This is a genomic window from Nonomuraea sp. NPDC050404, from assembly GCF_040655495.1.
Taxonomy (GTDB): Bacteria; Actinomycetota; Actinomycetes; order Streptosporangiales; family Streptosporangiaceae; genus Nonomuraea.
The window spans coordinates 24,878-41,739 of the sequence record NZ_JBFAKB010000005.1 but is presented as its reverse complement, the minus strand read 5'-3'; the positions used below and the strand labels follow the sequence as shown (position 1 = coordinate 41,739).

The window sequence follows — 16,862 nt, the reverse complement described above, 5'->3', positions numbered from 1 at the left end:
GTCATCTCGGACTACGCAACATACCGAAAGATCCCCCTGCGCCCCGCACGTCCGGATCAGCCGGAACGGAACATCCGCAGCCGGTCCTCGCCCACCCGTGCGCGCAGGTCGTGGTCCTCGACGCCGAGCCCCTCCGCCGGGGCCAGGGCCAGCACACCGACCTTGCCCACATGCCGGTTGAGCTGCACGGCGCGCGCCGCCTCGGCCACGCGGTCCAGCGGGTAGACGGCCGACAACGTCGGGTGCAGCAGGCCGAGCGAGATGAGCCGGTTGACCTCGTGGCATTCCTGGTAGTTCGCGCCGTGGGAGCCGATGATGCGCTTCAGCTTCATCCACAGGTGGCGGTTGTCGTACGCGTGGGCGTAGCCGCTGGAGGAGCCGCACGTCACCACCGAGCCACCGCGCGCGGCCACGTACACGGAGGCGCCGAAGGTCTCCTTGCCGGTGTGCTCGAACACGATGGCCGGGTCCTCTCCCACCAGCCGCCTGACCTCCGCGCCCAGCCGCCGCCACGCCTTCTCGCCGGTCAGGTCGTCGAACTGGGTGCGGTCGATCACGTGCGCGCAGCCCATCCTGCGCAGCAGGGCCGCCTTCTCCGGCGAGCTGACGACGCCGACGGGGATGCCGCCGCCGCCCAGCACGAGTTGCACGCCGTACCCGCCGAGGCCGCCCGTCGCGCCCCACAACAACACCACGTCGCCCTGCTTCATGCGCGCGCCGCGCTCGCCGACCAGCATCCGGTACGCCGTCGAGGCGCACAACATGTTGCAGGCCGCCTCCTCCCAGGTCAGATGCCGGGGCTTGGCGAGCAGCTGGGTGGCCTTGACCAGCGCGAAGTCGGCCAGGCCGCCGAAGTTCGTCTCGAAGCCCCAGGCGCGCAGGTCGGCCGCCAGCATGCCGTCGTGCTGGACGACGGGGTCCTCGCCGTCCACGTACGCGGGGCTGGTGACCACCCGGTCGCCGACCCGCCAGCGGCGTACCGCGCGGCCGGTGCGCACGACCACGCCGGCCGCGTCCGAGCCGAGCACGTGCGTGGGCAGGTCGTGCCTGGGGTCCGTGCGCCCGAACCGCTCCAGGAACGCGAACGTCGGGATCGGCTCGAACATCGCCGACCACACGGTGTTGAAGTTGATCGCGCTGGCCAGCACCGCGATCAGCACCTCGTCCTCGGCCGGCTCCGGCATGGGCACCTCGCCGACGTGCAACGTCCTGCGCACGTCCTTGTCGGCCGCGTCCTGCTCGAACGTGCCCACCTCGTCCTTGCTCAGGTACGCGGCCCGGTAGGTGGCGGGCACCTCCAGGCGCTCCAGCTCGGCGGGCTCCGCGCCCGCGACGACCGCCTCTGCCAGCGTCATAGCAGTCCCTTCAGGTGCTCGGCGATGACCTCGAAGTGCGGGGGGTCGAGCAGGTTGAGGTGGTGGGATCCGGGGATCTCGACGATCTCCAGGCCGCTGCTGTACGGGCCGAAGCCCCTGGCCGGGTCGTCGTCGTGGGCGTAGCGGGGGTCCCGTACCGTCCAGGGGGTCTGCTCCGTGGAGCGGTAGAGCACGACCCGGCCGTGGTAGGGGGACGGGCGGTAACGTTCGATGGCCCTGGTGTCCTCGTGCGAGGTGAGCTGGTGGCGGACTATCGGCGCGGGGAGCACGCCTTCCAGGCGCTGGGCCAGCTCGTCCAGGTCGGCAAGGTCTTCGAGACCGGCCCGCACGCCGTACGTCCGCGCGAGGTGCTCGGCGAAGTCCGCGTAGCGCCGGGCCTCGATCTCCCGCCTCTCCCGTTCCGGCACCGGCTCCGGCAGTCCGGAGTCGATCATCACCACCAGTTCCACGTCGCCGGCGAGCAGCCGGGCGATCTCGAACGCCAGGATCCCGCCGAACGACCAGCCGCCCAGCCGGTACGGCCCCGGGCCCGTGCCCCTGATCGCCCGGGCGTGGGCGGCGGCGCGCTCGGGGATGCCTTCGCCCGCCACCCGTTCCAGCCCGAACACCGGCGTGGGCAGGCGGGCGGCCAGGAGCGCGTACACGCCGGTGGTGCCGCCTGCCGGGTGCGCGAGGAAGAGCGGCCTTCCCGTGGTGACCGCGTTCAGGCGGCGTACGGTCCCGCGTCCGGCCTCCGCCTCGTCCTGTTCCCGCACCGCCTGTGCCAGCACCTGCACGGTCGGGCTCGCGGGGGGTGGCGTGATCGGCCTGCCCTCGCGGGCCAGGAGGTCCAGGGCCTCGGGCAGCAGGCCGGGTGCCAGCGGCTCCGTGACGGACGGCTCGCGGCCGAGCAGCCCGGCGACCACCCGCGCCACCTGCCGCTCCGCCGCGTCCCGTGCCTTCACCGGCGCCGGGTCCCCGCGTCCCGATTCGGTGGCGACCGCCCGGACGAGCGTCCCCAGCGTGGCGCCCGTGAGCATCGGCGCGGTGGCGACCGTGACGCCGAAGTCGTGCTCGATGATGCCCCGCAGCCGGGTCGCGGCCAGGGAGTCCAGCCCCAGGTCCGTCAGCACCACGCCCTCGCCCAGCCTCGCGGCCGGCACCCCCAGCACGACCGCCACCCGGTCTCTGACCTGCGCGAACACGTCATCGGGCGCGGCACGGTCAGGAGAGGTGAGGGCGGCGAAGTAGGGGATGCGGGTCAGGGCGGGGAACGCCGCCACGGCCTTCCGCGCGTCGACCTTGACCACCCCCGCCGACATGCCCCGCCTGATCAGCTCCTCCAGCGCCTCAAGCCCTTCCTCCGCCGTCAGCGGTTCCACGGCGGGCAACGCACCGGCCGCCGTACCCGCCCACGGCCCCCACGCGATGCTGACCCCGGGCAGCCCGTCGGCCGCGCGCAGCTCGCACAGCCCGTCCAGCCAGGCGTTCGCCGCCGCGTAGGCCGCCTGCCCGGGGGAGCCGAGCAAACCGGCCGCCGACGAGAAGGCCACCCACCAGTCCAGGTCCAGCGCCTTGGTGGCCTCGTGCAGGCGCAGGCCGCCGTCCACCTTCGCGGCCCACACCCGTTCGAGGCTCTCCGGGTCCAGGTCGGCGATCAGGCGGTCGTCCAGCACCCCGGCCGCGTGGATCACGCCCCGCAGCCGCATCCCTCCGTCCGTGGCCGCCTCGACCAGGCGTTCCGCCGTTCCTGGCGCGGCCAGATCGCCCGCCACGACCAGGCCGTGGGGGTGGTACGTGCCCGAGCGGCTGTTCAGCACGACGCGGGTGGCGCCGAGTTCGGCCAGCCGGCGCGCGACGAGGAGCCCGAGCCTGCCGGTCCCGCCGGTGACGATGTACGCGCCAGGCCCGACGACGGGATCCACCCGGACGGGCGGGAGCGGGGCGCGGAGCAGGCGGGCGGTGTGGCGGGTGCCGGCGCGCCAGGCCACCTCGTCGTCGGCCGCGTCGAGGGCCAGTTCCGCGGCCAGATCGTCGAGGTCGTCGAAGTCGACGAGGGTGGCGCGGGCCCCGGGATGTTCCAGGGCGAGGACTCTGATCAGCCCGCGCAGCGCCGCCGGGCCGGGGTCGGGCCGCTCCCCGTCCCGTACGACCTGTGCCCGCTCCGTCGCGATCGTGACCCGGCAGCCCCGCGTGACCAGCGCGGCGACCTCCAGCATCACCCGGCGCACCCCGGCCGGATCGAGTCCCCGTGCAGGCAGCACGAGCACCGATTCGCCCGTCGATCCCGGCGAGGGGAGGAGGGATTGGAGGCGGGCCGCCCGCGCGTCCCCCTCATCGGCCAGGATGAGCCACGCGCGGGACTGGCCCGCCTCCCGTGGTGGCGCGGGAGCCCAGGTCCGCACGACCAGTCTGTCGTCCAGGGTGGCCGGCGTCGTCTCCGGGGGCGGGTTCCCGGTGGCCCAGTGGCGTACGTGCTGCCAGGGCGAGCGTGGCACGTCCACGACGCGCCCGCTGGTGCGCGGGGTGACGGCGGTGGCGGCGGTGGCCACCTGGGTGTGCAGGTCTCCGGTGGTGATGAGCGCGTCCGGCGGCAGGGTGGCACGCAGCGCGCCGGTCAGCAGGGGGTGGGGGCTCACCTCGGTGAAGAGCGTGCAGCCGTCCTCGGCCGCGGCGCGTACGGCCTGCATGAGCCGTACGGGACGGCGGACACCCGCGGCCCAGTACGCACCCTCGAACACCGGCACCTCACGGGGATCCTCGAAGACCACCGAGTAGTACGGCACGCCCGGCTTGCCGCCGGAGATCCCGGCCAGCTCGTCCCTGAGCACCGGCAGCAGCGGCTTGACCTGCGGCGAGTGCCCGGCGCCCTCGGCCGTGAGCATCCTGGCGAACAACCCCCGTCCCAGCAGCCCGGCCACGAACGCGGCCACCCGCTCCGCCGGACCGGTGACCACGCACTGGTCAGGCGCGGTGTACACGGCCACGTGCAGGTCGGCGGGCACCTGGGCGGCATCCACCCCCGCCACGGCCATCGCCCCGTCGCCACCGCTCAGCCCGCCCAGGAGACGCGCCCGGGTGCAGATGACCTTGACGGCGTCTCGCGGTGCGAGGCCGCCCGCCACCACGGCCGCCGCCACCTCCCCCATCGAGTGCCCGATCACGGCGGCGGGCTCGAACCCGTAGGCCCGCCAGGTCTGGGCCAGGGCGAGCTGGGCGGCGAAGATGATCGGCTGGATCGCGGCGACGCCCTCCGGGGCCGGGTCGTGCACGTCGATGCCGGCCTCGGCCGCGAGCAGCGGGGCCAGGGCGTCGATCGTACGGCGGTAGGCGGGCTCGGTGTCGTAGAGCGCGAGGTTGGGCGGATGGGGACGATATCCGCCGAAGACCCATGCCGGGCCCTTGCCCGCCACGGTCCCGAGCTCGGCGGTGCGCAACCGTTCGGCCAGCTCTTCCTGGTCGCCCGCCACCACGGCGGCGGCCACCTTCCCGCGTCCGGCACGCCTGGCCAGGGTGTGGGCGACGTCACGGAGGCCGGTGGGAGGGGTCCAGGCGGCGAGGGTCCTGGCGTGCCGGCGGACCCTGGCCTCGGTGGTGTCGGTGAGCAGGAAGACGTGCTTGGCGGTGCTCCCAAGCGGGGCGGGGTCGCTATGCAGGCCGTAGGCGTCCACGACCACGTGCGCGTTCGTGCCGCCGAACCCGAACGCCGACACCCCCGCCCGCGCGTCCGCCCTGGGCCAGCGCGTCGGCTCGGTGACGACGCGCAGCGTGTCCCACGGGATGTGCGGGTTCGGGTGGCGGAAGTGCAGGCTGGGCGGGATCACGCCGTGGTGCAGGGCGAGCACGGTCTTGATCAGGCCGGCGATCCCGGCGGCGGCCTCCAGGTGCCCGAGGTTCGTCTTGACCGAGCCCAGCAGCACCGGCGTGGGAATGGCGGCCGCGATGGCGCGGGCCTCGATCGGGTCCCCGAGGAAGGTGCCCGTCCCGTGGGCCTCCACATAGTCGGGGCCGCGATCCCCGTAGACCTGCCGCAGCAGGGACTCCTGTGCCTCCGGGTTGGGCGCGACCAGCCCGTTGGAGCGGCCGTCCTGGTTGACGGCGGTCGGGCCGATCAGCGCCAGCACCCGGTCGCCGTCCCCGATCGCGTCCGCCAGCCGCTTGAGCACCACCACCCCGCACCCCTCGGCCCGCACCATCCCGTCGGCCGAGGCGTCGAACGCCTTGCACCGCCCGTCCGGGGCCGTGCCGCCGGCGCGGTCGAAGGCCAGGGTGAGCACGGGCGACAGCAGCAGGTTCACGCCGGCGGCCAGCGCCAGATCGCACTCGCCCGCCCGCAGGCTGTTGACCGCCAGGTGGGTGGCGACCAGGGAGGAGGAGCAGGCGGTGTCCACGGCCATGGAGGGGCCGCGCAGGTCCAGGAGGTAGGACAGGCGGTTCGGGCCCATGCCGAGCGCCGCGCCGGTGGCCGTCCAGGCGTCCACGGAGGCCAGGTTCCCGGCGGTCAGGTACGCGTACTCGTTGGCGGAGACGCCGGTGAACACCCCGGTCCGCGTGCCGGCCAGCGACCTGGGCGCGATGCCGCCGTGTTCGAGCGCCTCCCAGGCGGTCTCCAGGAGCAGCCGGTGTTGCGGGTCCATGGCCGCCGCCTCGCCCGGCGCGATGCCGAAGAACTCGGCGTCGAACCCGGCCACGTCCCCGAGAAACCCGCCATGCCTCGTGGTCTCCGGCGGGGCCTCGCCGAACGCCTCCCACCGCCCCGGCGGCACCTCGCCCACCGTGTCGCGTCCCCCGATGAGCAACTCCCAGTACGCCTCCGGCCCGTGCGCTCCCGGGAAACGGCAGCCCAGCCCGACCACCGCGACGGGCTCAGCGGGGGCGGGCGCGGGACGTACCGGAGTGGTGGGGGTGGACAGGGCGCGGGCCAGGCGGTTGATCGTGGGGTGCTCCCACAGCAGGGTCGGGCTCAGTTCCCTGCCGAGCAGCCCGGCCAGCTCGCCCGCCACGGCCACCGACTCGCGCGAGGAGAGCCCGTACTCGCCCAGCGGGCGGTCGGGATCGACGTGTTCGCCGAGCCGCTCGACGAGGAAGCGGCGGATCTCACCTTCGCCGGGTACGTCCATGAGCGCTCCATGCCTCCGGGGTGATCGGCCAACATACCCATCAGGGCCGGACGCGGGTCAGGCTCGGACGGAACACTCCTCGGCCGCGTTTTGTCACCGGAGTGATGATTTATCCGGCACGACGCATCAAGGGCCGGAATTTCGTACCCACGCTCATAGCCGGGCCGCCACCCCGGCCCCTACGCTCGCCTGCACCTGCGGCGAAGGGGTTTTCGACCATGCGCGCCTTGCTCGCCCTCACGGGGCTGACGATGACGGTGATGCTGGCCGTCCCGGGTGCCCTGCCCGCCCACGCCGCCGACCCCGACTGGTCGCTCGTCCCCGATGGCGCGCCCGCCGGGCGGCCCGAGGCCGCGCCGAGCGAGCGACCGCGACCCACCGAGCCGCAGGACACCGGGTACCGGCCCGGACAGAAGGCGCTTTCCGGACCGGCCCGCGTGGTGCGCGAGCGCCGCCTCGACGCCCGCACGCTGGACGTGCTCATCTCCTCGCCGTCGGTCGGGCGCATGCTGCCGGTCCGCCTGCTCCTGCCGGAGGGCTGGTCGAAGGGCGCGAGGCGGACCTGGCCCGTGTTGTACCTGCTGCACGGCGGCGCCGACGACTACACCTCGTGGACCCGCATGACCGACGTCGCGGCCCACACCGCCGACCTGGACGCCATCGTCGTCATGCCGGAGGCGGGCCGCGCGGGCAACTACACCGACTGGCACAACGGCGGCAGGGGCGGGCGGCCGGCGTGGGAGACGTTCCACACCTATGAGGTGCGCAGGCTGCTGGAGGTGGGCTACCGCGCCGGGACGCGCCGCGCGGTCGCGGGCCTGTCGATGGGCGCGTACGGCGCCGTCAAGTACGCCGCCCGCCACCCTGGCATGTTCCGCTTCGCCGGCGCCTACAGCGGCATCCTGGCCACCACGCTGCCCGGCATCCCGGCGGTCATCATGAACGCCCAGGCCAGCGAGAAGCAGGACCCCCTGGCCCTGTGGGGCCACCCGAAGCGCGACAAGCGCGTCTGGGCCGCGAACGACCCCCTGACCCTGGCCGCGAACCTCAAGGGTGTCCGCCTCTACCTCTCCAGCGGCACCAACAGCTTCAACGGCCCGCTGGACGCGCCCGGCTCGCCGTGGCATCCGGCCCACCTGGGCGAGCCGCTGTCGGCCTACACCGGCAAGGCGCTGAGCACGCGGCTCAAGCGGCTCGGCATCCCGCACACCCTGCACCTGTACGGCAACGGCACCCACACCTGGCCGTACTGGACCAGGGAGTTCAAGAGGTCGTACCCGATGATCCGCAAGGCACTGGGCGCGTGAGCGGCGGCCGGCCCCACTCGGGTCGGCCGCCGCCGGGCCTTACGGGACCTTGATGGTCTTGCTCTTGTTCGCCCCGATGACCTCGATCCCCTCGGTGCCGATGACGCCGTCGAGCGGCAGCGTCACGGTGTAGGGAGCGGTCGCGGGAAGTCCGAACCCCTTCAACGTGCCGACGACCTCGATGCCCCAGAATTCGGGCTGCTTGACGTACGTCAGCGGTACGAGCGAGACCTCCATGTTGAGATACGGCTTGGTGCCGCTGACCACCAGGATGAAGGTGTTGGGCACGATGCCCCGGACGACCTTCGCCTCCTCGAAGTCGATGAGCCGGACGTTCTGCGGCGTCGGCGCCTCGGCGAAGTTTTCGGCCATGATGAAGCCCCCTTCGGGACAAATTGATGAAAAACCCCCTTCGGACCGCGACCGAGAGAAAAAAATCCGGTCGCCGACCCGACCCATGGACAAAACTTTCACGCGCGCCACGGCATCGACAGGGCCACTTCCGCATGGCCACATGACCCTAACTCCCCGGACATAACGCGAAGGGCCGGGTGCGTGCGCACCCGGCCCTTCATGTCAACGTCGTGTCAGGCGGCGTACAGGTACACCTGCCCGAAGACCTCCGACAGGTTCTTCAGGTCCGTGGCCACGTCGACCTCGGGGCTGGCCGGGTCGTAGACGGTGGCCAGGCGGGGCTTGATCGAGCCGAGCTTCTTGAGCTGCTCCCAGGTGGCGCTGGTGGCCCACTTCTCGCCGTACAACCGGCTGACCTGGCCCTGGTCGTTCTGCCAGCGGCTCCACAGGGTGACCGTCTCGGCGGCGTCGTCCTGCAGCGTGGCGGCGACGCGCTCGGAGATCGCCTTGGTGGTCTGCTCCTCGGTGAGCTGGGCGCTTCCCGCTCCGGCGGCCATGGAGGCGTCCTCGGCGGCGATCTGGGCGTAGGCGTCCCAGGCGCGGGCGCGGACCTGGATCCACTGGTTGCGCTGGGCCTCGGTGGCGTCGATCTTCCAGGTGGCGTACCCGTTGGCCAGCAAGCCGCCGTCGAGGGCGAGCTGGTCGATGTAGCCCTTGTTCAGCCAGGTGCCGACGCGCTCGGGGTCGAGCAGCGGGTACTTCTTGGTCATCTCGGTCTTGCAGGTGTCGTTCGTGCCGCAGGCGAACACCGGCATCACCGTGTGCGCGGCCAGCTTCTTGCCCGGCATCAGCGCACGCAGCGCGGTCGCCGCCTCGGCGACGAACTTGTCCAGTTCCTCGGCCGTGGTGAAGTTCTGGTTGAAGCCGAGCTGCGAGGTGAACCTGACGCCCACGACGCCGGGCTGCGTGGCGGCCAGCGCGGCGATCTTCTTGGCGGCCTCCGTGAGCTGGCCGGCCTTGTAGTCGTCGGCGAGCTCGGCGTCGATCCAGACGCGCATGCTGGTCTGGGCGACGGCCTGCGCGGCCCGGCCGGCCGGGGTCTCCTGGGCGGCGGCCTTCTCGGCGGCGGTGATCGCCTGCGGATCGATGTAGCACTGCTCGCCGTTCTGGCACTCCGGCGTGCCGCCGTCCTCGGCGCCCGGCACGTCGGGCGAGCCGACGTCGTGAGCCTCGCCGTCGCCCACCGAGTCGTCGGGGCACGAGTTGCCGGGCGCGTCGCAGTCGATCGTGATCGGCGGCAGCGGCTCGGCGCCCATCAGGTTCTCGCCGTCGTTGCCGAGCCAGAACTCCGCGATCTCCTTGGCCTCTTCGGGCTTGGCCAGCCAGGTGCAGACGACGTACGCCGGGGTGTCGGCGGCCATCAGGTCGTTACAGCTCCTGTCGTCGTCCTCCGACCAGGCGGGGACGCCGATGCCCAGGAGCGAGAGCGTGAGTCCGATGATGAGGACCTGCCGTAGCCGCCGTCTCATGGCACCTGTCTTCCGGGGGGTGAACGCGGGCATTTTGCACAATATCCGGACGATCAACAACGTTCAATGAGATCCAGGGCGTTCTTCACGCCTTGCTCAGCACGTAGTAGCCGTCCCAGTAGTGCCGCGTTCTTCCGATATTCACTCGCGGCGATCAACCGGGCGGCCAGCCCTTCGCCGGTGAACGCCTTGATCGGCAACGACTCCGGCCCCGCGCCCAGCGCCGACACCCTGCGCGCCCAGAACGGCTGGTCGGAGAAGAACGGGCACACCACGTTCGGCACCCCCGCCCTCAGTCCCGTCGCCGTGGTCCCCGCGCCGCCGTGGTGCACGACCGCCGCCATGCGCGGGAACAGCCGGTCGTGCGCCGTCTCCCCCACCACCAGCAGGTCGTCGCCCGGCGTCACGGGCAGCCCCTGCACGACGCCGCGCATCCGCGCCCGCCGCAACGCGCGGGTCACCTCGCCGGCCACCCGCTCCGGGTCGCCCGGCGCCATGCTCCCGAACCCGACGAACACGGGCGCGGGCCCGGCCGCGACGAACTCTTCGGCCTCGCCCGTCTCCTCCTCTGAGTGCAGGTGCCAGTAGCCGGTCAGGTGCACGTGGCCCGGCCAGTCGGCGGGCCTGGGCACCACCAGTGGGCTGACCCCGCACAACACCGGCACCCGCGCCCGCCGATCGGCCGCGAACGGGCTGCCGCGCAACGGCCGCAGTCCCAGTACGTCCGATCGCAGCCGGTTCACCATGCGGCCGAGCACCATCCAGCCGAGCCGCTCGATCAGGGCGTAACTGGCCCGGTTCCCCAGCGGGCCCAGGGTGGCGGGTGACAGCAGGGGGTTGGGGAACTCTCGGGTGGGCTCGCCGGGCTGGAGGTGCAGGATCCGGTACGGCATGCCGTACCTGTCGTGCAGGTGCCTGCCGAAGGCGCCCAGCGCCGGGGCCAGGACCAGGCCGGCGTCGCAGCAGGCGGCGTCCACCTCCTTGGCCAGCGTGGCGGCCAGCGGTTCGACGACGGTCCTGAACCCGCGTACGAAACCCAGGGGGCCGCTCGCCAGCCACCGCTGGCCCTCCTCGCTCTCCACAACGGCCTGCGGATCCACGCTCAGGGCCGCGACCGCCACGCCGGGCCCGGCCAGCCGGGCGTAGCGGCCCGCGCAGACGAGCGTGACCTCATGCCCGCGCCCCGCCAGCCCCCGCGCCAGCGCCGCACACGGCTGCACATCCCCCCGCGACCCGAACCCCAGCACCGCCACCTTCATGGATCGCCACCTTCATGGGCCGCCACCTTCATGGGCCGCCACCTTCATGGGCCGCCACCTTCATGGGCCGCCACCTTCATGGGCCGCCACCTTCATGGGAGAGTCGCCGCTTACGGCAGGGTCGCCGCTCACGGGAAGGTCGCCGCTCACGGGAGGGTCGCCAGGCTGATCAGCGCTCCGGCCAGGACCAGCCCGGCCGCCACCAGCAGGCCGGCGGCGTACCCGGCGGCGAAATTCCCGGCGCCGTGCACGATCACGCCGACCGCCGCGATCCCGAAGAGTCCCGAAATTTCACGACTTACCGAGAAGATGCCGCCCGCCACCCCAGCCCTCGACTCGGGCACGGCCCCCAGCACCGCCGACCCGAGCGGCATGGTCAGCGCCGACCCCACCCCGATCGCGCAGACGGCGGGCAACAACCGTCCCCACCCGTCCCCCGCCTCCAGCGTGGCGGCCAGGGCCATCCCGCCGGCCACGAGCACGAGCCCGGCGGCCACCGTCCGCCCGGCCCCGAGCCGCCGCTCCACCCAGGGCGCGAGCGGCGTGACCAGCACCACCAGCAGCGCCAGCGGCACGAACGCCAGCCCTGAGGCCGTGGGCGTGAACCCGAGCACCCCTTGCAGGAAGATCGCCGTGTAGAAGAACACCCCGTTGACCCCGAGCCCCCAGAGCACCTGGGCCGCCACCCCACCCGCGAAGCTCCGCACCGCGAACAGCCCCGGATCCACCATCGGCTCCCCGGCCCGCCGCTCGGCCACCACGAACCCCACCCCGCCACCCACACACAGACCCAGCGCGGCCACCACGGCAGGCGACGTCCACCCGTACTCACCCCCATGAATCAAGGCGAACGTCCCCGCACCCAGAAACACCCCGGACGCCACCACCCCGCCCACGTCCAAACTCCGCCCGGCCGCACCGGAACCCCACACGCCCTCACGCCCTGCCACGCCCGAGCTCCGCACGCTCCCGCGCCTGGCCACCCCCGGGCCCCGCTCGGCCCCGTGCCCAGGGGGAACGGTCACGGCGGCGAGTGCCATCACCGCCGCGCCCATCGGCACGTTGATCAGGAACACCCAGGTCCAGTGCGCGTGCTGGCTGAGGTAGCCGCCCACCACCGGCCCGAGCGCCAGCGCCGCCGCCCCGGAGGCCATCCACACGGCCACCCCCATGGACCGCTGCCGCTCCTCCCGCCCGGCCAGCACCGCCAGCGTCGCGGGCAGGATCATCGCCGCCCCGGCCCCCTGCACGAGCCGCGCCGCGACCAGGGCCTGGATGGAGTCCGCCAGGCCCGCCCCGAGCGAGGCCGCCGTGAACGTGGCCAGCCCCGCCAGCAGGACCCGCCGGTGCCCGTGGACGTCGGCCAGCCGGCCGCCGGCGAGCATGAGGCCCGCGAAGGTCAGGATGTACCCGGTGGCCACCCACTCCAGTTCGGCCAGGCGGGCGCCGAGGTCTCGGCGGATGCTGGGGAGCGCGACGGTGACGACCGTGTTGTCCAGCGTGGTCATGAACCCGGCCAGCCCGGTGACGACGAACAACGGCCACGCTCCTGCGGCCCGCCGTGCCCGGGTGAAGGTGCCGGCACTCAATCGTCCACCTCCTCCCACGTCCACCCACCACCGGGAAGCGGCCGCACCACCCGCGCCCGCCTCTCCACCACCCGCACCCACCCGGTCCGCCCGTCCTTGCCGGGCTCGGTGGCCCGCTCATTCGCGGCGGGCAAGGGCACAGGATCGGTGTCCGCCCCGAAAACGGCCGGCCGCCCGTTGACCGTCACAGCGTGCGGCGTCACAGCGGGCGGCGCGGCAGTGGGCGGCACGGCAGTGGGCGGCACGGCAGTGGGCGGCGCGGCAGTGGGCGGCGCGGCAGTGGGCGGCGTAACGGGCGGCGCGGCAGGCGGCGTCACGATGGACGGGCGCGGCGCGCGTACAGAGCCGGGCGCGAAAGCCGGCGCGGGCACGGGAGCAGGTGCGGGTGCGGGTGCGGGTGCGGTTGGTGGTGCTGGGGTTGGGGTGGGTTCGTGTAGGTCGATGTGCCGGTGCAGGCGTCGCCACGATCGGGGCAACCACCAGTTCGCCCCGCCCATCAACCGCATGGACGCCGGCACCAGCAGCGCCCGCACCAGCGTGGCATCCACCACGATCGCCACGAACATCCCCACCCCGAGCAGCTTCACGATCGCGATCCCGGCGGTCGTGAAGGCCCCGATCACCACCAGCAGCAACAGCGCCGCACTGGTGATCACGCCGCCCGTCTGCTGCAGCCCGGCGGCCACGGCGCCCGTGTTGTCCCCGGTACGCACCCACTCCGCCCTGATCCGCGACAACAGGAACAACTCGTAGTCCATAGACAGTCCGAACACCACGGCCAGGATCAGCACGGTCACGGTCGCCTCGATGGCGCCGGTGGAGGTGAAGTCGAGCGCCGAGGCCAGGTGACCGTCCTGGAAGGCCCACACGATCACCCCGAACGAGGCCCCGATCGACAACACGTTCATCAGCAGCGCCTTGACCGGCAACACCAGCGACCCGAACGCCGCGAACAGCAGCACCCCCGTGACCGAGCAGACGACCAGCGCCATCCACGGCAGCGTGGCGAGCAGGCTGTCCTGGAGGTCGAGTTGCGCGGCCGTGGGCCCGCCGACCACCAGCCGCCGGACGTTCGGCTCGGGTGATAGAGCCCTGATCGACCGTACGAGTTGCCTGGCCTCCTCCGACATCGGGTCCCGGTCGTAACGCACGGCCAGCCGTACCGCGCCCCGGGTCTGCGCCAGCCCCGCCACCTCGACCTCGGTGACGTGCGGCAACCGCTCCAGCCGCCGCACCAGCGGCCGGACGTCCACGGGGCTCACCGGGGTGACGGCGCTGATGGGCGTGTGCCCCTGCCCGAGCGGCCCCGGCAGGGCGGGTGAGCCGGTGAAGGAGCGTTCGACCAGCACGTGTACGTCGATGGCCGCCATGGCGTTCCTGGCGAAGTCCCGATCGAGGGTCTCGGCCACCCGCCGGCTCTCCGAGGCGGCCGGCAGCACCCGGTGGTCCACGTTCCCGAAGCTCACGTGCGCGAAGGGCACCGCGAGGGCGACCAGGACGGCGCTCACGCCCAGCAGGTACAGCAGGGGCCGGCGCATCACGCTCGACGCCACGGCGTGCCACATGCCGCCGCCCGCCCGTGGCGGCCCGAAGTCCGGCGTGATCCGCAGCGCGTTCACGCGCGGCCCGAGCACGCCCAGCACGGCGGGCAGCACGACCAGCGCGGCGAACATCGCGACCAGCACCACGGCCGCCGCGCCCAGCCCGATCGAGCGCAGGAACATCTGCGGGAACAGCAGCAGCCCCAGCAGCGAGGTGGCCACGGTCAGCCCGGAGAAGGCGACGGTGCGCCCGGCGGTGGCCATGGTCCGCACCACGGCCCGCTCGTTCGTGGCGCCGCGCCCGATCTCCTCCCTGAACGCCTTGAGCACGAACAACGAGTAGTCGATGGCCAGGCCGAGCCCGAGCATGGTGACGACGTTCAGCGAGAAGACGGAGACCTCGGTGACCTCGGTGAGCAGCCGCAACAACACCAGCGCGCCGAGCACCGCGAGCAGCCCCACGAGCAGCGGCAGCCCGGCCGCGACCAGGCTGCCGAACACCACCACGAGCAGCACCAGCAGCACCGGCATGGCGATGGCCTCGGCGCGGGCGAGGTCGGCGGCGGTCTGGTCGTTCAGCTCGGCCAGCAGCGGCACGGACCCGCCGACCGACACCCGCAGGTTGTCGACGTCCCTGAGCCGGTCCGCGATGGCCGCGTAGCCGCGCTGCTCGTCGCCCTTGAGCGTGACCAGCGCGTACGTCGAATGCCCGTCCTCGGAGACCATCTTCTTCGACCCGGTCGTCCAGTACGTGACCATCCTGCGCACGTGCGCCCCCGGCAGCGCCCGCAACGAGTCGTGCACCGCCTTCCTGTACCGGGCGTCGCGCACCTTGACGGTGGGGTGCCGGTAGAGGACGACCACGTCGGGGGCGTGCCCGCCGTACCACTCGTCGTTCCAGCGGGCGGCGGTGGTGGAGTCGGCGCGCGGGTCCTCGAAGCCGCCGTCGGCCATCCGCCCGAACAGCTCCAGTCCCAGCGGCGCGACGAGCACGGCCGCCGCCAGGGTCAGCGCCAGCAGCGTCCACCGGCCGCGATAGACCAGCCGGCCCGCCGACTCAAACACCTGTCGACCCGGCAAGGGCACCCTCCAGGTACGCCCGGAGGCACGCCCGCCGGGCGATCTTCCCGCTCGACGTCCTCGGCACGGTCCCGGCCCCGGTCAGCACGAAGTCATGCACCGACAGGTCATGAAATTTCTGGACAGCGGCCCGTACCGCCCGGCCCACCTCGCCCGCGTCGGCGCCGAGCCCGTGCCGCGACCGCTCGGCCACCACCACCAGCCTCTCCTGCGCCTCCTCCAAGGACAGCGCGAAGGCCGCCACCCGGTCGCGCCGCACCGCCGGATGCGCCTCCTGCACGGTGACCTCGATGTCCTGCGGATAGTGGTTGCGCCCATCCACGATGACCAGGTCCTTGATCCGTCCCGTGACGTAGAGGCGGCCGTCGTGCAGCACCCCGAGGTCTCCGGTACGCAACCAGCCGCCCTCCGCACCCTCCAGCACCGCCCCGAACACGCCGCGCCCCGGATCCCGCCAGTAGGCGCGGGCCACGTTCGGCCCCTGGACCCAGATCTCGCCCACCTCCCCGTCCGGCAGGGGCCGCCCATCGGGGCCGGCGACGCGTACGAGCTGACCGTGGGGCCGCCCGCAGGACACGAGCGTGCTGCGCGCCCCCGTCCCGGCGGGCACCGCGCGCCCCTCACGCAGCGCGTCGCGGTCGAACGAGGTCACCACCGGCCGCTCGTCCCGTCCCGTCGCGGTGACGAAGACGGTCGCCTCGGCCAGCCCGTACGCGGGCGTGTGCGCCTCCGGCCGCAGCCCGCACCCGGCGAACGCGGCGTCGAACGCCTCGATCGTGCCCGGCCGCACCGGCTCCGCGCCGTTCAGCATGACCCGCACCCCGGACAGGTCCAGCCCGGCCTTCTCCTCGGGGGTGACGCGGGCGGCGGTGTACTCGTAGGCGAAGTTGGGCCCGCCGGTGAACACGTCGTCGTACTCCGACAACAACCGCAACCACCGCACCGGCCGCATGACGAACGCCACCGGATCCATGAAGGCGGCCAGGTTCCCGCCCATCATGGGCATCGCGACGGTCGCGACCAGCCCCATGTCGTGGAAGAGCGGCAACCACAGCGCCGCCACGGAGGTCCTGGGCCTGGCCCTGAACAACTCCCAGAGTTGGGTGACGTTGGCGGTCAGGTTCCCGTGGGTGATCTCGACCCCGGCGGGCGTGCGGGTGGAGCCGGAGGTGTACTGCAGATAGGCCAGGTCGTCGGGGCCGACCGGCTCGTGCTCCCACTCGTCGGCGAGCAGCCCGGAGACGGTGTCCACGGTGATCACGTGCTTGGGTGCCCGCGCGGCTTCCAGGAAGCCGGTGACGGTGGGCAGCGCGGCGGTGGTGGTGAGCACGATGAGGGGGTCGGCGTCGGCGTACGCACCGGCCAGCCGCTCGGCGTGCCCCGGCAACCCGGGCGCGAACAGCGGCACCGCGACCAGCCGGGCGTACATCGTGCCCAGCATCGCCACCACGTAGTCCAGCCCCTGCGGCACGAGCACCGCCACCCGCTCGCCCGGCCCGGCCAGCTCGCGCAGCCGCACCGCCAGTGCCCTGGCCCTGAGGTCCGCGCCGCCCCAGGTCAGCGTGTGCCGCGAGCCGCCGCCGAGATGGTCGACGAACGTGTACGCGGGCGCCTGCGGGATCTCCCCGGCCCACCGGGCCACCTGTGCGATCACCATGTCGCGCATGCCTGGTCCCCTCGCCGTCAGCAGGGACCTAGCAAAGTACGGGAGAAGGCGGGCCCAATTCT

The 16,862-nt window shown here is 73.0% G+C and carries 9 protein-coding genes; 1 reads left to right on the top strand and 8 read right to left on the bottom strand.

What is annotated here, in order from left to right:
• Positions 1–56: 56 nt before the first annotated feature.
• Positions 57–1,355, bottom strand: coding sequence for a crotonyl-CoA carboxylase/reductase (ccrA, locus tag AB0I81_RS14465; RefSeq protein WP_360655639.1), 1,299 nt, complete (start codon positions 1,353–1,355; stop codon positions 57–59).
• On the bottom strand, positions 1,352–6,475 hold the full coding sequence (locus AB0I81_RS14460; RefSeq protein ID WP_360655636.1) for an SDR family NAD(P)-dependent oxidoreductase: 5,124 nt from the start codon (positions 6,473–6,475) through the stop codon (positions 1,352–1,354). The genes ccrA and AB0I81_RS14460 overlap by 4 nt, the downstream gene beginning before the upstream one ends.
• Positions 6,476–6,693: 218 nt before the next feature.
• Between AB0I81_RS14460 and AB0I81_RS14455 the strand changes: the two genes are divergently transcribed.
• Positions 6,694–7,782 carry an alpha/beta hydrolase-fold protein gene (locus tag AB0I81_RS14455; RefSeq protein ID WP_360655633.1) on the top strand — a complete coding sequence of 363 codons (1,089 nt, stop codon included), beginning with the start codon at positions 6,694–6,696 and terminating at the stop codon, positions 7,780–7,782.
• Positions 7,783–7,821: 39 nt separating this feature from the next.
• On the opposite strand, the gene AB0I81_RS14450 is transcribed toward AB0I81_RS14455, so the two are convergent.
• The 6 genes from AB0I81_RS14450 to AB0I81_RS14425 form a co-directional block, all read right to left on the bottom strand.
• Complete coding sequence (locus AB0I81_RS14450) at positions 7,822–8,154, bottom strand: hypothetical protein (protein ID WP_360655630.1); 333 nt, start codon at positions 8,152–8,154, stop codon at positions 7,822–7,824.
• A gap of 215 nt (positions 8,155–8,369) precedes the next feature.
• Positions 8,370–9,665, bottom strand: coding sequence for a hypothetical protein (locus tag AB0I81_RS14445; RefSeq protein WP_360655627.1), 1,296 nt, complete (start codon positions 9,663–9,665; stop codon positions 8,370–8,372).
• Positions 9,666–9,718: 53 nt separating this feature from the next.
• Positions 9,719–10,924, bottom strand: coding sequence for a glycosyltransferase (locus AB0I81_RS14440; protein ID WP_360655624.1), 1,206 nt, complete (start codon positions 10,922–10,924; stop codon positions 9,719–9,721).
• A gap of 146 nt (positions 10,925–11,070) precedes the next feature.
• Entirely contained in the window at positions 11,071–12,513 is a 1,443-nt protein-coding gene (locus AB0I81_RS14435) for an MFS transporter (RefSeq protein WP_360655621.1), read from the bottom strand.
• Positions 12,510–15,134: an MMPL family transporter gene (locus AB0I81_RS14430; protein WP_360655618.1), complete on the bottom strand. Its 2,625-nt coding sequence runs from the start codon at positions 15,132–15,134 to the stop codon at positions 12,510–12,512. The genes AB0I81_RS14435 and AB0I81_RS14430 overlap by 4 nt, the downstream gene beginning before the upstream one ends.
• Positions 15,112–16,800, bottom strand: coding sequence for a fatty acyl-AMP ligase (locus AB0I81_RS14425; RefSeq protein WP_360655615.1), 1,689 nt, complete (start codon positions 16,798–16,800; stop codon positions 15,112–15,114). Before AB0I81_RS14425 ends, AB0I81_RS14430 begins: the two co-directional genes overlap by 23 nt.
• Between the last annotated feature and the right edge of the window lie 62 nt (positions 16,801–16,862).